The organism is Metapseudomonas resinovorans DSM 21078 (assembly GCF_000423545.1).
GTDB lineage: Bacteria > Pseudomonadota > Gammaproteobacteria > Pseudomonadales > Pseudomonadaceae > Metapseudomonas > Metapseudomonas resinovorans.
In genome coordinates this window covers 128,361-143,391 of sequence record NZ_AUIE01000006.1, presented here as the reverse complement: position 1 = coordinate 143,391, position 15,031 = coordinate 128,361, and the positions used below count along the sequence as shown (strand labels likewise).

Genomic DNA, 15,031 nt, shown 5'->3' with positions numbered 1-15,031 from the left:
GGGGTAACCCCAGGCAGCGTGGTGACCGAGCCCGATCAGGGCCGTCACCGAATCATCCAGCGCTTTCAGTTCTCTGGCTGGGTCGGGAGAAACGCGCTGACGATCCTCTCCCGTAGGGCGAAAAAATCCTTGTTCATGTCCTTCGCCGCGGCGATGACCTCGCGCAGTTGGCTCGGCTGCCAGTCACCCATGGAATCCACATCCAGGCTGGTCATACGTGCCAGGTCAGGCAGCGAGATGTCCTCGAAGAGCATGGCGTCCACGGTGTCGATCTGCTGCCTGGATGACGCGTCCCCCAGCCACTGTCTCACCTCCGCCACCGTCAGCTCACGCACCGTCACACGGCGCTCGCCAACCCTGATCTCGCGACTGTTGGTGATCTCTGCCAATTTCCCTTCTCCCATGAAAAAGCCCGCCGAAGCGGGCCTGGATCGTCTCATTTTGGTCAGCAGGGGACAGGGACTTTCACGACTCTGACCCCGCCAGTCGTCCCGCCATTCGTTGCCTTCCGGGTGTACCGAATTCGCTGCTCGACATAACGCTTACATGGCTGCTGCACAATGACTCTCGTCGGTGCTGCGGCAACGGGCGCCGCATCAGCCTCCACTTGCTGGGGCTGCACAGTCCTTACTTTTCTGACAGGTTTTGGCTTGGCAGTAACGTATGTTTTCGATGGGTCCGCCATCCTGACCGCTGGGCCGTCTCCACTGGGCCGTTGGCTCGCCTTCACATCACGAAGTTCGCCAACCAAGCCTTCCGGGCACTGGTTCTGCACAAATGTCACTTTGCCGCTCGAGTCCATGCACTTCACGACTGTTGCCGCCGGAACATTGAAACTTACGAGCAGAGCTAATGCAGCAAGGACAAAGAGGCGCATAGGGTTTCCCTCCCATCGTGAAATGGGAGGGAATGTAGCCGGCCCGAGATGATCAGTCGACGTCCTTAATCACCAGATACTGAGAGACACCGGTACCAGTCTTGGTTGGGTCCTTCTCGCACTTAGCGGTGAACTCCATGCCCTGGAACTCGTCGCCGATGAAGCCCAGGCTGGCCGGCGAGTGGTTCACGCGGAACACCTCGACAATCACCGGCTTACCAGAGCGGGCCTCGTTCAGACCGACGAAGACCATGCGGTAGCGCTTGCCGGACTTCACCAGGGCCTGGATGGTGACGTGCTTGGCGTAGGAGTAGTCGATCTCGACATCCATGCCGGCAGTGGTGACTGCGCCCTCCTCGGTGAACTCGGGGAAGCCCGCAGCGTTCAGTGTGTAGTCGGTGTTTAGCACCAGGGCTGCGCCACCGGCCGCCGGAGTGATGACCACGTTGGTCGCGCCCGGATGATCCAGCACCAGCAGCGCGCCAGGCCAGGCCTTCTTGGCTTCGCCGGTGACGGTGCCGGCGGCCACGCTGGTGGCGTTGCCGTACAGAGCACGCGCCATGTTCTCGGCCTTAAAGTGGCGGGCGTTGTAGTTGACGTTCACCGCCGTGATGCGCTGAACCGAGGCATCCAGACCACCGCCAGGGGTGGTGTAGTCCTGCTCCTCGATCTCCTGCGGGGTAGCCTCGTAGTTGAGGCTGTTGCAGTTGCCGATCTGGATCAGGCCCTTCGGGTCGTCCAGGTCTTCGAGGTAGATCTTGCCTACCCCCAGAAAAGCGCCGCGGAGATCAGCCATTGTTCTGCTCCTCCTGAACCTTGCCACTAATCACGCCCTGCTGCTCCAGCCAGGCCTTACGGGCTTCTGTAACTTCGATCTTGGTACCCGCCGGTTTCAGCTGGCCCTTGTGGGTGTGGGGTTTATCGAGGGTGACCTCGACCGTCGCCGGCTGCTTGGGATCAGCGGCGTTCTCGGTTCGCGCCATGGTTACGCTCCGTTGATGATGACGTGCAGTTGCACGGGGATGAGGATGGTTCCGGCGGCGATGCCTTCCCCTGGCGGGAAAGGCTTGGCGCTGCCGATGGTGACTCGGGAGGGGCCAAGAGGCCCCCAAGGGTTGGGGAGGCCTTCCGGCACCTGCAGGGCGGCGATCAGGTCGACGTACAGCATGTCCAGCTCGGCCTGATAGGTGTCCGGGTGATCGGGCCGCACGACACCGATCACCCGACGACCAATGTTGGCCAGAACACACCCGCTCCCGTTCAAGGGCGGCGGGTACTCTCCGGGCTGGACCACGAGCAGCGGGTAAGCCAGGTCATGCTCCGCGAGGACGTCCTGCAGCCAGCCGTGGCGAATGCGGGTCCCCGCATCAGACAGAAAGCCATTGGAGGGAACGATCTGCCCGAGCCGGGCCAGCAGCGCCTGATGCGCCAGTTCGATCGGGTTTTTCACAGCTCAAACCTCTTTACCAGACGCTGCAGCTCCTGCTCTAGGTCGTCGCGGCCCTGTTCGCTCAGCTCGTCCAGCTTGCTGCCCAGGACCTGGGACGGGGATGGACCATGCAGTACATCCAGCGGAAGCCTGGCGCGGCCGGCGCGTTCAGCGATCAACCCACCCGGCGGCCCCATGCGGGCGATGAATGCGCCCTCGACCAGTTCCGTCCAGTCGTGCCCGACATTCACCTCGACCCCGGCACGCACTCGCCGACCGTTCTTCCCCACCTTCCAGATGAGCTTGTGGGGGAACTGGCTCAGGGTGACCCCGCGCTTGCGCGCGAAGATGATCACCCGCAGCTTGTCCTCGGTGGCCGGGATGTAGTTCACCTCGTCCCGGATGTAACTGGGCTTGAGGTTGATTTCGTCGCGGATCGCCCGCCAGCTCTGGGTGCTGAGCCCCCGCCCGACCCTGTTCAGGGCCATCTGGGCAAGACGGCGCAGGCGGTCAGGGGCCGTCCACAGCCGTTGCAGGAACTCAGAGTCGCCGCGGATCTCCAGTCTAAAAGCGTCGTATCCGGCCATGCTTATCCCCAGGGCGTCAGAGCCCAGCGCTCCACCAGGCCGTCAGAGTCCAGCTTCTCGTCCAGCAGGAAGCGGCCGTCAGACAGAGACAACACGCCGCCGCGGGATGGCCTGGGTACCTGGCAGAGCCGCAACTCCGCCAAGTTCTGGACGGCCCGGAAGATGCCATCGGCGCCAGCCACCTGGACGTTCTTGCTCAGCATCACGTCGACATCGACCGAGCGACTCATGCCGCCCGGCGCGGTGTAGGTTGAGCAGCCCTTCTCGCCGAAGACCCGGAACAGCGTGTCGTCCGCCCGCGACATCAGGCGGTCGAACTCGCTGGCCATGGTCAGGACTCGGTGCCGCCAGCAGGCTGGTCGGTACCGTCCCCAAGCTCAACAATGGCGCCGGCAGCCAGAAGCTCCTTCACGAGGGTGCCGGGAACGGCCTGGGGTGTGGGACCGCTGGGAATCACGAGCTTCCTGCCGTCCTTGTCGCGGTAATGAACGGTGACTTTCACCAGGTATTGCTTTGCCATCTGAATTTACTCCCTGTGGCCCGGCAGAGCCGGGCCCTGTTACGGAAAAGACCTGGATCAGGCGACCTTGACGGAAACGAACTCGTCCGCGTCGAACAGCACCGGCAGCGGCGCCGCCTGGGTCTGCAGCCATTCCACGCTGGGGTTGTCGGTGAACCAGTTCGACGGGTAGCGGGTCGCTTCGGCGATGCCGTTGGCATTGGCCTTGGCGTCCTGGATGCCGCCGTAGGCCATCACGTTGTCGGTGGTGGTCGGCGCCAGCAGCACGGTGTTGGCTGGCATGTAGTTGACCTTGTTGCCGTCGGCGTCGGTGTAGGCGCCGTTGTAGACAAGGATTTCGTACTCGCCGTAGAAGCCCTTGCGCTGTACATCCCGCTCGGTCTGCGCTGCCAGCTCCAACTGGGAGGTGCTGCCGCGACGGCTCTCCAGCTTTTCCTTCACCGCCTTCATGCGGGAGAAGAGGCGCCAAGCAAGCTTGTCCATGATGATGATGGAGGGCGAACCATTGGCGGCGGCGGCCCAGTCCTCGATGTCGTCGGTCGGGTCGTAGGTATCCGGGTCAACGGTGTCCCACTTGGCCGCGCCGGCCAGCACGACCTGGTTGGCGGAGCTGCGACCGTAGTCGACTTCCTGAGTCGGGTAATCGTCCCCCTCGATAACGACCTTGCCGAACAGCACGCCCTGGACGGCCATCCATTCCTCGCGGGCGACGATGGATTGCTCCTGCTCGTCGAGGATGTCGGCAATCACAGCGTCGTGCCGATCTTCGGCACTAAGTTCGGTATTCAGCGGCTCGCCGGGGCGGCGCTTGATCAGCCGGGTCGGCTTGACCACATCGGTGGGCTTCACGTAGGCCGGCTTGAGGGTGGTCAGGAACCCGCCCTGCTCCTTGCGGGCACGACCGGCAACCATGGGGGCGACGAAGGGCGCAAGGCGGCGGTCCTTCTTGATCTTGTCGAATGCCACTTCCTCGGTACCGAAGGTCACCACGGACGGGAAGAACATCTGAATGAACAGGGGGGTGAAACGCGGAAGGATCTCCTTCACCCCCAGAAGAGTGGTCGTATCGTAGCCAGCGGCCATTGCTCAGTTCTCCTGAAATGAAACGGGCCGCTGCTGCGGCCCGGAAGGGGGTTGTGCGGCTCCGGTCAGACCGGCGGCTGAAGGGTGATGGGACTGCCGACGAAGGCGGTCAGCTTCTGGGCGTCGGTGGTACCGGCCGGCCAGTTCAACTTGGCAGGGTTGAACTGGCCGCCGGAGATCACCTGGGCTTTCTTCGCAGCTGCCGAGGCATCCACCGCGTATTCGGTGATGTAGACGGCAATCTGCGAGCCATCGCTGGCACCGGGCGCCCACTTCACCAGCAGCCCGCTGGCGGCGATCTGACCCAGCGGGGTGCGCTCGGGCAGGTTCTGGCCGCTGGCGATGATGCCCTGGGTGGTGACGTAGGGCGCGGAACCGGTGATCCAGTCATCGGTGGGTTGGTTGACGGTGCTCATCAGGCTTTCACTCCTTTCGCGGACTGCCAGGCAGCGACGATCTTCTGCGCCTTGCTCGGTTCATCGGCGCCGGCAGCGGTATCGGCGCCGACCTTGGGTTGGGACTCGTTGGCCATTACGCGGTCCAGCGAGGTGCTGGCATCGAGGCTACCGCCATCGGCCGGGGCCTTGGCGAGCATCGCGCCGGCAGCCTCGACGCTCAGATCGGTTTCGTAGGCCAGGTGCTCGGCCAGACCGCTACGGCCCTTGGCTTCGGCGTGGCCGAGAATGCCGCGTACGCGCTCGCGTTCGGCCTTGGGGTCCGGCTGGGCGCCTTCGACGCTCACCGCGGGCGCGCCGCCAGCACCAGTAGTCGTCTCTTGGGTAGACATGGTTGCTCCTGTAGTGATGACCCTGCCCGGTGTGGACAGATGTTCGGAAAATTCGGCAATGGCCTCGTGGCCGTTGACCAGGGCGTCGGCGAAGCCAACATCGATGGCGGCCTGGCCGCGATAGACCGCCGCCTCGGTTGCCAGGACGGCCTCGGTGGAAAGGCCAATGTGGCGAGCCACCAGCTCGGCAAAATGCTGACGCAAGGCATGGGTGTCGGACTGGAAGCGCGCCAGGACCTCGTCCGGCAGGTCCTCGTAAGGGTTGCCCTCGACCTTGTGGGCCCCGGAATGAATGAGGGTGACCTTGATCCCAGCCTCCTTCAGCGCTTCCTGGTAGCTGGCGTGGGCCATCACCACACCAACCGATCCGGCCATGCCGGTCTGGGTGATCAGGCGCCGCGAGCCCGCACTGGCGAGAGCCATGCCCCCCGAGCACGCCATGTCATTGCAGATGGACCAGATGGGCTTGCCCGCCTGCTCGGACATTTGCCTCAACCGGTCGACGGTGTCGAAACAACCGGACACTTCGCCGCCGGGCGTGTGCAGGTCCATCAGCACACCCTTCACGTCCGTCTCGGCAAACATCATCGCGGTGCGATTGATGATGCCGTCGTAACCTGTCATTCCACTGAAGGGTTTCAGGTAGCCGTGCTTGTGGACCAGGGTGCCCTTGACGTCGAGTAGGGCAACACCTTCCACAACCTGGAACAGCACCTCCTCATCACCCCAGGCGTTGACCCGCGTTTTGTTGTAAGTCCGTCCATCGACCCTGATTTTCAGCCCCTCCTCCACCGGCCCATCGGCGTCGTTGAGGCTGGCAATTCCCAGCCGGCTCGACAGGGCGCTGAAGAACACTCGGGCGTAGCCGGGCTCCAGCAACAGGGGCGTGTTCAGCACCCGGCTGGCAATGTGCGCATAGTTGTTCATCGTGCTGTCCTGAATGGAGAAGGCCGCGCGGTGCGGGCCTTACTCGGTGGGTTCGGTCTGTTCAGGCGCCAGGGCCTGGGTATTCATCCAACTGGGCGGCGGCAGGCCTGCCTCGCGCCGCTCCTGCATCTCCCGGACTTGCTGGGCGAACGTTTCCTGGTAGTCCTCGCCGAGCAGAGCCAACTCCTTCTCGTAGGTGCTGAGGCCAGACTCGATACGCAAGACCGCTTCCTTCACCTCCTTCAAGCCGTCGATGGACAGCCGACCGGAGCCGATCCAGTCGCAGTTCGACCAGGATGCCTTGGCCTCGTAGAAACCCCGAGTTGCCTTGCGCGGCAGACGAAGTTCACCCCGCTGCAGAGCTTCCTCGAACGCCAGCACGAACAGGTAAGTGGCGTAGCGGGCGGCAATGACCTTCCGGCGGCCCATGTAGTAGCGCCACCCCTCCAGCATCGAGGCCCGCACCGTGCTGTAGGAAAGCTGACGGTAGTCCTTGGCGAAGGGCTCGTAGGGGACATTCAGCCCCGCTGCCATCCAGCGCAGGATCGAGGACTCCAGGTCGGTAAAGCCGTTGTCGACGTTGCCGCTGGTCTGCAGGTTCAGCTTCTCGCCGGGCCAGAGATGCGGGATCTTCACCCCGTTCAGGGACAGCTTCGACCCCTTGTTGAAGGTGTTCACCGCCATCATGTAATTGGTGAGGTTCTGGATGCTCGTCTCCGAGCCCGCGCCAATCACCTCCATCGCCGCCTCGGTACCCAGCTCACTCTCGATGGTGGCCGCGTACATGGCGTTGACGATGGCATTCTGCAGCTTGGTGTGCTGCAGCTTGGGCAGCATGTGGGACTGCTCAAGGATGGTCATGAACTGGTTGGTGCCACGGCTCTGACCATCCTCCATCGGCTCGAACACGTGGATGAACTTCGGCCGCCCGTGGGTGGTTTCCCGTTCCACCCGTACCCACTCCTGACCCAGACCGCTACCCAAGCCGAGCATGCTGGCGGTTGTGTTGCGCACCCAGTAGGCGAGCGGAACACCGTTGCTGTCCATCTCGATACCGCCACGCAGGCGGTCGGAGTCGCTGCGCCCCTTGGGGTTGCTGATCCGCTTCGGGCTGACCATCCGCACCGCGGTGCGCATCCGGGTGCCCGCACGCTCCAGCCACATCGGCACGGAGGTGATTTCGCCGAAGCGGGTGTGCGTGGCCACCGCTTCCCGCACCATCATGGTGGCAGTTCGCTTGCGCTCCACGTCCAGCCAGCAGCCGACCGGGTCCTCGGCGTACTCCGTCCACCAGGCTTCCACGTCCTGGGCGAAGGCCCGCGCGTCCGCATCGGCAATGCCGAGTCGACGCCAGCGAGGCTTGTAACTCAGGCGGAACAGGTGCCCGACGATGTTATCCACATGCAGCTGGACACCGTTGGCGGCAAAGGCATTGTTGCGGGTGACGTCCTCGGCCCGGGCATTACCCAGGTCGAGCTGGGGCAGCAGAGCCGCGTCGAGCGTCTTCAGGGCTGGCCGCCAGCGATCCAACTGACCGCCAAAGCCGGCACCGGCCCCCTGCCAACCGCTCAGCATTTCCCGCGCCGGGCGGCCACTGGGGTGGAGGATCTGGACGTTGTTCATGCAATCACACTCGCCGGGCCGCGCCGACGGGGGTTCGCCGCGCCGGCCTCGACCTCCAGTAGGTTGATGTACTTCTCGAGATCGCCCCGGTTGGCCTGGGCGAACTCGACCCGCTTGCCGTCGCGCTGGATGCTGACCGTGCTCTGCCCGGTAATCAGCAGGTGCAGAGCCTGGCGCGCCTCCTGAAGCCTGGTGTCAGCGACCATCAGTCATCTCCGTTCAGCATGCGCCCCAGGTCGGCCACGCTGACGGCGTGGGCTCCGGCCGGAGGCTGGTGGGTGGTAGTGCTCGCCTCGGTAGTCGGCGGCATATCTTCTTCCTCAGCCTCCGCCAGCAGGTCGGCCTGCATCAGCTTGGCCTCGATGGCATCCCATTCAGCGGGCGACTTGAGGTGCAGCCGCTGGTACCGGGCCAGGTGGATCTGATAAACCTCGCAGTCCCACGCCTCGTGTGCGGCACCGGCCTTGGGCTGCCAGATTTTCTTGCCCGAGTGCTTACGGCTAGGTGCCTTCACCTCGGCGCAGATCTGCTCGAAGTAGTCCGCACGCACGCCCTTGTAGGTGTGCATCCGGCCGGAACCTGAGCCAATGAGCTTGAGCCGCTCCGAGAGCAGGTCCTTGGCCTTGTTGACCCCCACCATGTAGACCTGCAGGCCGTACTTCGAGGCCTTGGTCGCCCGGGAGTTGAGGTCGATCTTCCGGGGCGGCGTCAGGATCTCCGCGTCGATGTTCTTGCTGCCCTTGATGGCCAGCAGCTTGTCGAGCCGCTTCCGGCGCGTCCGGACGTACTCGTACACGGCATCGCTGGTCTGGCCATCCGAGGAGTCGATGCTCGCCGCCGAGACGCGCAAGCGGTAGCCGCGGGCATGCCGGTAGCTGCGGAACAGGTAGTGGTCCAGTTCCTTCCACACAGGGTCGTCGATGCTCGAGGTGGAATTCTTCGCGGCGATCTCCGTCCAGAGCACCAGCCAGTTCTCCTCACCCCGCCCCCAGGCCCGAAGGATCAGCGCCAGTCGGTCGTGCTGCACGTCCACCGTCAGCTGCAACACCAGCCCGCCCGCCGGCACCACCAGTTCCTCGTACTCCTCCACGCGCTCGGCCAGTTTGTCGACACCGGGCATGTCGGACTTGTACTCGTACGTCCGCCCCTGCTTCTGGTTGACGAACTTGATCAGCTGCTTCAGGTCGCCGGAGTCGGCCAGCTTTTCCGCTGCCAACCGCTCGCGCACCAGGCCCGCCATCGAGGTTCCGGGCAAGCAGGCATAGAGTTCGTTCAGCTCCTTGAAACCGGCCTTGCCGTGGAATGGCGCCGTCCGCACCCACCCCGCCAGCGGGTCACCCTGCTCTACCGCACGAAACACGGTGTTGCGCACATTCTCCTGCCGCTGGAAATCGTCCCAGGCACTGCCGCAGTGCGGGCAGGCATAGTAGGCCGTCTCCGGGAGCGCGAAGCCGTAGACCTCATGAGGCTGGGCACCCTCTTCGGGGTCAGCACTCAGGTACTTCAAGTGCTCGAAGTCCAGGACATGGAACTGGCCGCAGTCATGACACTGGATTGGAAGCACACGCTGGTCGGTCTGGGCCAGGCGCTGCTCCGTCTTCGAGAACCCGGCCAGGGAAGGCGTGCCGCCTACAACGAACTTGGCGCCGGGGTATCGCTTGACCCGCTCTTCCAACAGGCCGATAGCATCCCCCTGCCCCTTCACGTCATCGCTGGTGTCGTCCGGTTCCTCGACCACGGCCAGGCCGACGCTGGAGGTCGACTTCACGTTGCCCGGCGAGTTGGACGCCACCAGTTTCAGGAAGCCGCCCGGGAAACTTTTGTGGTTCCAGCGGTTGCCAGACTTCTTCGCGGTGGATACGTCCATCCGGTTGGCGACATGGCTGTTCGCCTTGGTCGCCGGTACCAATTTCTCGTCGTGGAAGGCCTTGCCGTCACCCTCCTTCGCGAACAGCACCATGATCGGCATGGGCCGACCGGTGATGCGCTTGAACAGGACGCCGATGAGGAAGTAGGTCCACCCGATCTGGGCGGCCTTCATCAGATCGACTTCCTCCACCTCCGGGTCGTCCATCGCCAGGGCGACGCCGATAAAGTAGGGGGTGTAGTAAAACTGGTAGAGGCCATTGAGAACGCCGGCTTCCTGCGGCAAGTAGTAATCGGACTCCAGGTACTCAACCGTCGGGATGTCCTTCGGCGGGTTGAACTGTGCCGCTGCCTCCAGCAATACGACGGCCAAGTTTGTCCGCATAGCCGCCAATTCGGCTGACTGTAGATCCAGCAATGCGGGTTACCTCGGCTCGGTCGACGCTGATCTTGTGCGCGTTCTCCACGTGCTGGACGAGCTTTTCGACGCCGCCCTGATACTCCCGGTTGGCGAAGCCCGCCCAGTCACGAATGGCCAGTGCGGCATCAGCGGCGGGGACCAGCGTCCCCAGTTTCTCGTGGTAGGTCAGGCGGCCGTTGGCAGCCTTGACCGTGGACTCTTCGATCCGCGCCGCGTTGAGGGCTTCGGCCTGGCTGCTGCCTCGGCCGGCGGCCTTCTCTCGCAGGTCGCGGATGTAGGCGATGCGGATCTCGTCCAGGCTCGCCTCGGTCCAGTCGATATCCAGCGTCTTCAGGACGTCACGGCAGTTGCGCTCGCTCATGTCCAGGTGCTGGGCAATCTCCCGTTGGGTCGGCATGTGTGCTCCTTGGAAGCCCCGGGTCAGAGCCCCGGAAGCGGAACCCCCTATATGCCCGTCTGTCTGGGAAAAGTTCGCGGTCTACGTCGCCGTGTGAACCGGAAACCCCGGAAAGGACCCGCGCCCGGCCAGCGCCGTCCCCGTCGGTAAAAATTGATAATTTAAGCGCCACCTTCGGCTGGGCCCGGTCGTCAGGCGCCGCCCTCAGGGTCGGGGCGGGCCGAGTCAGAGAGCCCAGCCTTCCGCGCAAGCCACCGCTCATACAGGGCCGACGCCACGTCGGCACCCATGGTCGCCACGATGCAGCCGATGGCCACCGCCGCGACTATGTGGGCCTCGAAGCCGATCAGCACCAGGCCGAAGGTGCCCAGGCCGAAGGAGGCCGAAGCCCCGGCACGCAGGACGATCCGCTTCAGCAGGTCCCAGCCGGTGAGGCCAGCCTTGTCCGCGCGCCACATCTCTCCGCTCAGGCCCGCCAGCACCAGGGCCAGCATCACCGACCACAACGGCATGTCCGCCGCCACCTGGCTCTGATCGCTCATTGCGTCACCTTGAAGTAGAAAGCCCGCTGCCTGCGGGCGGAGCGCCTTCGGCCACCACAGCCATCGGCGGAAAAGAAAACCCCGCCGGGTGGCGGGGTTCGGGTGCCCGAGTGGGACTCGGGCTTGGGCACACAGCACTGTGCTCGGTTTATTCAACTAGGCGCACCTGTCGAATCGTGGGGACTTTTTACCCCCCGAGTTGCAAACCGAAAACCCCCAGTTTTCGGTTGTTCCTGACGGGCGCCGACTGGCGCCGCACCGGCTCCCACCGGCGCCGAGTGACCCGACGAGCGGTCAAGCCTTCTCCCCCTTGAACAACTCCACACCCCGTGCCCGGTGCGCCGCTTTCGCCTGGCGCACGGCTGCCGCTCGCACCTTGCCCCCTGCCCGCCCGGACTCACGGCGGCGCACCTTCAAGCGCTCCAACCGTGCGAGCAGCTCCGCCTCGAGGCGCACATGCAGGCGATCCAGCAGACGGAAGTACGCACTACGTCCGCCCGCACCCCGCCCCAGCTCCAGAACGTCGATCTGCTCTGCCAGGCTCAGCTCGTCCAGCCCAGCACCCGGCCGGTACCGCACCTGAGCCAGCTTCACCAGGGTGCCGCCATCCGCTGCGGCGCCCACGGCCACCAGCGCCGCCTCCACTTCTTCGGCCACATGGTCAGGCCCGGCACCGGCTACCAGCTCCCGCGTGCCATACACACCGCCACGGGGTGCGCACCCGCCGTACTCCAGGATGGTGCCGAGCGTGCTGCCCAGGCCACCGGCCGAGCCGTTCTTGCGGTGCTGCTCGCCCCAGTGCTTCAACAGGTCCTCAATGGCCTCAATCATGCGCGCTCTCCCTGGTCAGAACCCCAACCCAACACAAAAACCGCCAACCCAACACATACCCAACACAAAACAAACCCAATAAAAACAAGGCTTTGCCTATGTCTGTGTAATGTGTGTTGGGTTGGTAAGGTTTTTTCAGCCCTCGCGTGGAGAAAAACACCTCGCCCAGCAGACCGAAGGAAATGAATTCACGCAGGCGTGCGCGCACGTGCAAACCCAACACACCCAACACACACCCACCACACCCCGCATCATTCGTGGCCTGCGGCTGTGTTGGGTTGAGCGAAACGACCCGACACACAGGCAACACACCCAACACACTTTCGGTCGTAGTCATGCCGCCACCGCCTTCACGTGGTCCCAACCGTCCACACTCCAGCCCGCCAGCTTGGCGCGCTCCCGCCATTCGGCGACGTGCTTGCCCAGCTCGGCCGATGATGGGGAAGGTGGCAGGAAGGCCAGCTCGTCCTTGGGGAAGAAGAACGCAGCGAACCGGCGCGTGTTGCGGTCCGTCCAAGGAATCGCCCGCGTCTTGTCGATACCGGCCGAGCTGATGAACAGACTGAACTTCGTCTGGCTCATCGCGTGTTCCTTGTTGCGGTGGCACCACTCGATGAACAGCGCATACAGGTCCGTGGTCAGGCAGGCGCCCCAGATCCCGGTGCCCAGCTCGCCCGTTCTCCACAGGTGGATGAACGTTTGCCAGGTCGCCCGGCTCAGGGCCACCAGGCGCTCACGGGCCGGCGTCGACGGCGGCTTGGTGCGCTCGTCGAAGTCGCCCAGGTCCTGCTCCAGCAACCAGGCATAAAGCGCCTCGACGCCGCCATTAGCCAGCTCGTGCTTGATCGCCTTCTGCCGCTCCTCGGGCAACTTCTCCTCCGGCCACATCACCAGGAAGCGCCGGTCATCCTGGCCGATGGGCCATGGCATGATCTCGTTCGAGAGGAACACCGCATTCATGTGCGACGCCTCCTCCCAGCCGTTCACGAACTTCGACTCGATGCGCACCGTCTGCCCGGTGATCAACTGCTTGATCTTGCCCACTTGGTTGTAGCGCTGGTCCCGCGAGACCACTTCCTCGAACACCGCCCACAGCTTGCCGCTCTGCCAGGCGTTGAAGTTCCCCTCGAGTTGGGTCTGCCCCACCGTCGCCGCGTACCGGCCGTAGAGAATCCCCATCACCACCGAAAACAGCAGGCTCTTGCCCGAGCCCTCCATGGTCGAGTGCATCAGCACCGCCGTGTCCATCTTGGCGCCCGTGTGCTGCAGCGGGAACGCCAGCCAGCGGGTCAGCCACTGCGCCACGTCCTCGGTGTGGTTGCACAGGAAGTGGATCAGCCAGCGCAGGTTCTCGCACGCCGCGTCGTCACGCTTCGGCGTCAGCGGCAGACCCTCGAAGGTGTTGATGTACACCTCGGGGTCGTGGCTCAGGGTCGGGTCGAACACGATGTGATCCATGTCCACCACCCGCCGATCCGGGCTGTTCAGCCAGAGGCTGTAGGCATCGCCCAGGGCCATCTTCACCGCACCCTCCGCAACCCGGCGCTTCTTCGCGTAGTCCCAAACGTCCTTCGTCCCGTCGATGTACACGTAGCGCACCAGCGGCGGCATGGTGATATCCCCCACCGCCTTGCCGGCCATCGTCCGGGCCTGCTCGATTTCACGCACCCACTCTTCGCCGACCCGCTTCTTCCGCTTGGTATCGGTGACCGAGTCCCATTCCTTGAAGAGATCCTTGCCCACATGCGCCACGAAGGCCGACTTCTTCATCTTCTTCGCGGTGTCCAGGTCCCACACATGGGTGGTGCCCTCTACCAGCGCATACCGGCGCAGCAAGCGCGCCAAAGTCAGGCCCTCCCCCGCCCCCCCGTGTTCGGAGCGGCCGGGCTCTGCGCCGGAGTCATCGGCGGATGGGGCCGGGGGAAGGTCCTGCTGCGCCGCGGTGTCGATCAGCTGCTCGACCTCATCCAGCGAATAGTCGCGAGCCGGCGGCACCGACGCACGCACCTCGCCCTCCGGCGGCGGGCTGGGCGCCCTGGGCGAACGCTTCACCTCCAGGCCCAACAGCTTCGCCGCGGCCTTCACCGCGGCGCCCTGGTCGCCACCATGCTCGAGGATGCAGAACACATCGAACGGGTCATTCATATGCCCATTGGCCAGCGGGTCGGAGCCGTGGTGCGAGTACACCTTGCCCTCTTCGCTCACAGTCACCCCGGGCAAGCCCGTGGTGCTCTGCGGGCACAGCCACTTCTTCCCGCGCCGCACATAGCCGTGGGCCTTCAGCAGCGCCTCGGCGTCGTAGGCCTGGTTGTACGCGTCGATCACCGACGGCTTGTCACCGGCCGGCGCCGAGGGGCGCTTCGGCTTGGTCTTCACCGGCGGTTTCGCCTTCGGCGCCCACAAGCACGCCTCCAGCGCCATGCGCTTGAACACCTCCCAGTTACGCCAGATGTTCACCAGGTCGCGGGGCAACTCCGGCAGACCATCCGTCGAGGGCGCCGTGCGCCAGTGATAGGGCTGGCCCGTGTCCGGGTGGATCGATGGTGGCAACACGTCCTGCACCAACCCTGCCCGCAGCTCGAACACCGTGATGGGCGACAGCCCCTTGGCCTTCGCCCGCATTTCGGCCTCCAGCGCCGTATCGCCGGTCTCCTTCGCGCGTTTGGCGGCCGCCATGGCCAGCTTGAACTTGCTGCCATCCGGGTCCTCCGGATGCGGCCAGCTCAGCGAGTGCCGGCTGAAGTCAACGCCCTCAGGCAAGCGGAACATCACCCGGAACCGCGCCGGGTTGCCCACCACCGTGGGGTAGTCCACCGCCATGCTGTCCACGTCCAGGTCCAGCACATCGCGTAGCACCTGGCGGCTGTACTCCACATGGTCCACATCCAGCGAGCACAAGCGGCTGGGCCCGTGGACCACGCCCATGTTGTGTTTGGGGTGCTTCTGCCAGAAGGCTTCGGCCTGGTCTGCGTCGACGAAGTAGCCGCCGGGTTGGTTCCAACCGTTGCCCTTGGGGGCCTTCTCGCCCGGTTCGATGGGGACCAGGGCTAGGTTGAAAGTTTCGATGTAGCGCCGCGCCCAGGCGGCTATCGGAGTGGCGTTCCCTGCCTGACTCATGCGTGCACCTCGCCGGAAAGCTGC

Annotated in this window: 18 protein-coding genes; all 18 read right to left on the bottom strand. The window is 64.5% G+C overall.

The window, feature by feature from the left end; translation table 11 throughout:
* Positions 1-65: 65 nt before the first annotated feature.
* Entirely contained in the window at positions 66-389 is a 324-nt protein-coding gene (locus G559_RS28545; RefSeq protein WP_155945679.1) for a hypothetical protein, read from the bottom strand.
* A gap of 540 nt (positions 390-929) precedes the next feature.
* A complete protein-coding gene (locus G559_RS0106705; protein WP_028627510.1) occupies positions 930-1,673 on the bottom strand; it encodes a phage tail tube protein in 744 nt (247 codons plus the stop codon).
* Positions 1,666-1,860 (bottom strand): DUF7210 family protein, encoded by a 195-nt coding sequence (locus tag G559_RS0106700; protein ID WP_028627509.1) that lies wholly within the window; start codon positions 1,858-1,860, stop codon positions 1,666-1,668. Before G559_RS0106700 ends, G559_RS0106705 begins: the two co-directional genes overlap by 8 nt.
* 2 nt (positions 1,861-1,862) lie before the next feature.
* The gene (locus G559_RS0106695) at positions 1,863-2,327 is read right to left on the bottom strand and encodes a hypothetical protein (RefSeq protein ID WP_028627508.1); all 465 of its coding nucleotides are present in this window, start codon (positions 2,325-2,327) and stop codon (positions 1,863-1,865) included.
* Complete coding sequence (locus tag G559_RS0106690) at positions 2,324-2,893, bottom strand: phage tail protein (RefSeq protein ID WP_028627507.1); 570 nt, start codon at positions 2,891-2,893, stop codon at positions 2,324-2,326. The genes G559_RS0106695 and G559_RS0106690 overlap by 4 nt, the downstream gene beginning before the upstream one ends.
* Before the next feature lie 2 nt (positions 2,894-2,895).
* On the bottom strand, positions 2,896-3,222 hold the full coding sequence (locus tag G559_RS0106685) for a head-tail joining protein (RefSeq protein WP_028627506.1): 327 nt from the start codon (positions 3,220-3,222) through the stop codon (positions 2,896-2,898).
* A 2-nt stretch (positions 3,223-3,224) separates the two neighbouring features.
* Entirely contained in the window at positions 3,225-3,413 is a 189-nt protein-coding gene (locus G559_RS0106680; RefSeq protein WP_028627505.1) for a hypothetical protein, read from the bottom strand.
* Positions 3,414-3,470: 57 nt separating this feature from the next.
* The gene (locus G559_RS0106675) at positions 3,471-4,496 is read right to left on the bottom strand and encodes a major capsid protein (protein ID WP_028627504.1); all 1,026 of its coding nucleotides are present in this window, start codon (positions 4,494-4,496) and stop codon (positions 3,471-3,473) included.
* Positions 4,497-4,561: 65 nt separating this feature from the next.
* Positions 4,562-4,912: a head decoration protein gene (locus tag G559_RS0106670; RefSeq protein WP_028627503.1), complete on the bottom strand. Its 351-nt coding sequence runs from the start codon at positions 4,910-4,912 to the stop codon at positions 4,562-4,564.
* The gene (locus G559_RS0106665) at positions 4,912-6,210 is read right to left on the bottom strand and encodes a S49 family peptidase (protein WP_028627502.1); all 1,299 of its coding nucleotides are present in this window, start codon (positions 6,208-6,210) and stop codon (positions 4,912-4,914) included. The genes G559_RS0106670 and G559_RS0106665 overlap by 1 nt, the downstream gene beginning before the upstream one ends.
* Before the next feature lie 39 nt (positions 6,211-6,249).
* Positions 6,250-7,833, bottom strand: coding sequence for a phage portal protein (locus tag G559_RS0106660; protein WP_028627501.1), 1,584 nt, complete (start codon positions 7,831-7,833; stop codon positions 6,250-6,252).
* Positions 7,830-8,039 (bottom strand): gpW family head-tail joining protein, encoded by a 210-nt coding sequence (gene gpW, locus G559_RS0106655; protein WP_028627500.1) that lies wholly within the window; start codon positions 8,037-8,039, stop codon positions 7,830-7,832. Before gpW ends, G559_RS0106660 begins: the two co-directional genes overlap by 4 nt.
* Positions 8,039-10,072 (bottom strand): phage terminase large subunit family protein, encoded by a 2,034-nt coding sequence (locus tag G559_RS28540; RefSeq protein WP_162144804.1) that lies wholly within the window; start codon positions 10,070-10,072, stop codon positions 8,039-8,041. Before G559_RS28540 ends, gpW begins: the two co-directional genes overlap by 1 nt.
* A complete protein-coding gene (locus G559_RS0106645) occupies positions 10,008-10,517 on the bottom strand; it encodes a hypothetical protein (RefSeq protein WP_028627499.1) in 510 nt (169 codons plus the stop codon). The genes G559_RS28540 and G559_RS0106645 overlap by 65 nt, the downstream gene beginning before the upstream one ends.
* Before the next feature lie 191 nt (positions 10,518-10,708).
* Positions 10,709-11,059: a phage holin family protein gene (locus G559_RS0106640; RefSeq protein WP_028627498.1), complete on the bottom strand. Its 351-nt coding sequence runs from the start codon at positions 11,057-11,059 to the stop codon at positions 10,709-10,711.
* Between the two features lie 294 nt (positions 11,060-11,353).
* Entirely contained in the window at positions 11,354-11,890 is a 537-nt protein-coding gene (locus tag G559_RS28535) for a hypothetical protein (RefSeq protein WP_051246439.1), read from the bottom strand.
* The gene (locus G559_RS30255; protein WP_155945678.1) at positions 11,883-12,227 is read right to left on the bottom strand and encodes a hypothetical protein; all 345 of its coding nucleotides are present in this window, start codon (positions 12,225-12,227) and stop codon (positions 11,883-11,885) included. Before G559_RS30255 ends, G559_RS28535 begins: the two co-directional genes overlap by 8 nt.
* Entirely contained in the window at positions 12,224-15,007 is a 2,784-nt protein-coding gene (locus tag G559_RS0106630) for a bifunctional DNA primase/polymerase (protein WP_028627497.1), read from the bottom strand. The genes G559_RS30255 and G559_RS0106630 overlap by 4 nt, the downstream gene beginning before the upstream one ends.
* Positions 15,008-15,031: the final 24 nt, after the last annotated feature.

What these genes read in the sequence shown, in the direction of transcription:
- G559_RS0106670 (WP_028627503.1), bottom strand. Translation starts at nt 4,912, where the DNA reads ATGAGCACCGTCAACCAACCCACCGATGACTGGATCACCGGTTCCGCG.
- G559_RS0106660 (WP_028627501.1), bottom strand. Translation starts at nt 7,833, where the DNA reads ATGAACAACGTCCAGATCCTCCACCCCAGTGGCCGCCCGGCGCGGGAA.
- gpW (WP_028627500.1), bottom strand. Translation starts at nt 8,039, where the DNA reads ATGGTCGCTGACACCAGGCTTCAGGAGGCGCGCCAGGCTCTGCACCTG.
- G559_RS0106675 (WP_028627504.1), bottom strand. Translation starts at nt 4,496, where the DNA reads ATGGCCGCTGGCTACGATACGACCACTCTTCTGGGGGTGAAGGAGATC.
- G559_RS0106640 (WP_028627498.1), bottom strand. Translation starts at nt 11,059, where the DNA reads ATGAGCGATCAGAGCCAGGTGGCGGCGGACATGCCGTTGTGGTCGGTG.
- G559_RS0106685 (WP_028627506.1), bottom strand. Translation starts at nt 3,222, where the DNA reads ATGGCCAGCGAGTTCGACCGCCTGATGTCGCGGGCGGACGACACGCTG.
- G559_RS0106645 (WP_028627499.1), bottom strand. Translation starts at nt 10,517, where the DNA reads ATGCCGACCCAACGGGAGATTGCCCAGCACCTGGACATGAGCGAGCGC.
- G559_RS0106630 (WP_028627497.1), bottom strand. Translation starts at nt 15,007, where the DNA reads ATGAGTCAGGCAGGGAACGCCACTCCGATAGCCGCCTGGGCGCGGCGC.
- G559_RS0106680 (WP_028627505.1), bottom strand. Translation starts at nt 3,413, where the DNA reads ATGGCAAAGCAATACCTGGTGAAAGTCACCGTTCATTACCGCGACAAG.
- G559_RS0106700 (WP_028627509.1), bottom strand. Translation starts at nt 1,860, where the DNA reads ATGGCGCGAACCGAGAACGCCGCTGATCCCAAGCAGCCGGCGACGGTC.
- G559_RS28535 (WP_051246439.1), bottom strand. Translation starts at nt 11,890, where the DNA reads ATGATTGAGGCCATTGAGGACCTGTTGAAGCACTGGGGCGAGCAGCAC.
- G559_RS0106690 (WP_028627507.1), bottom strand. Translation starts at nt 2,893, where the DNA reads ATGGCCGGATACGACGCTTTTAGACTGGAGATCCGCGGCGACTCTGAG.
- G559_RS0106665 (WP_028627502.1), bottom strand. Translation starts at nt 6,210, where the DNA reads ATGAACAACTATGCGCACATTGCCAGCCGGGTGCTGAACACGCCCCTG.
- G559_RS0106705 (WP_028627510.1), bottom strand. Translation starts at nt 1,673, where the DNA reads ATGGCTGATCTCCGCGGCGCTTTTCTGGGGGTAGGCAAGATCTACCTC.
- G559_RS30255 (WP_155945678.1), bottom strand. Translation starts at nt 12,227, where the DNA reads ATGACTACGACCGAAAGTGTGTTGGGTGTGTTGCCTGTGTGTCGGGTC.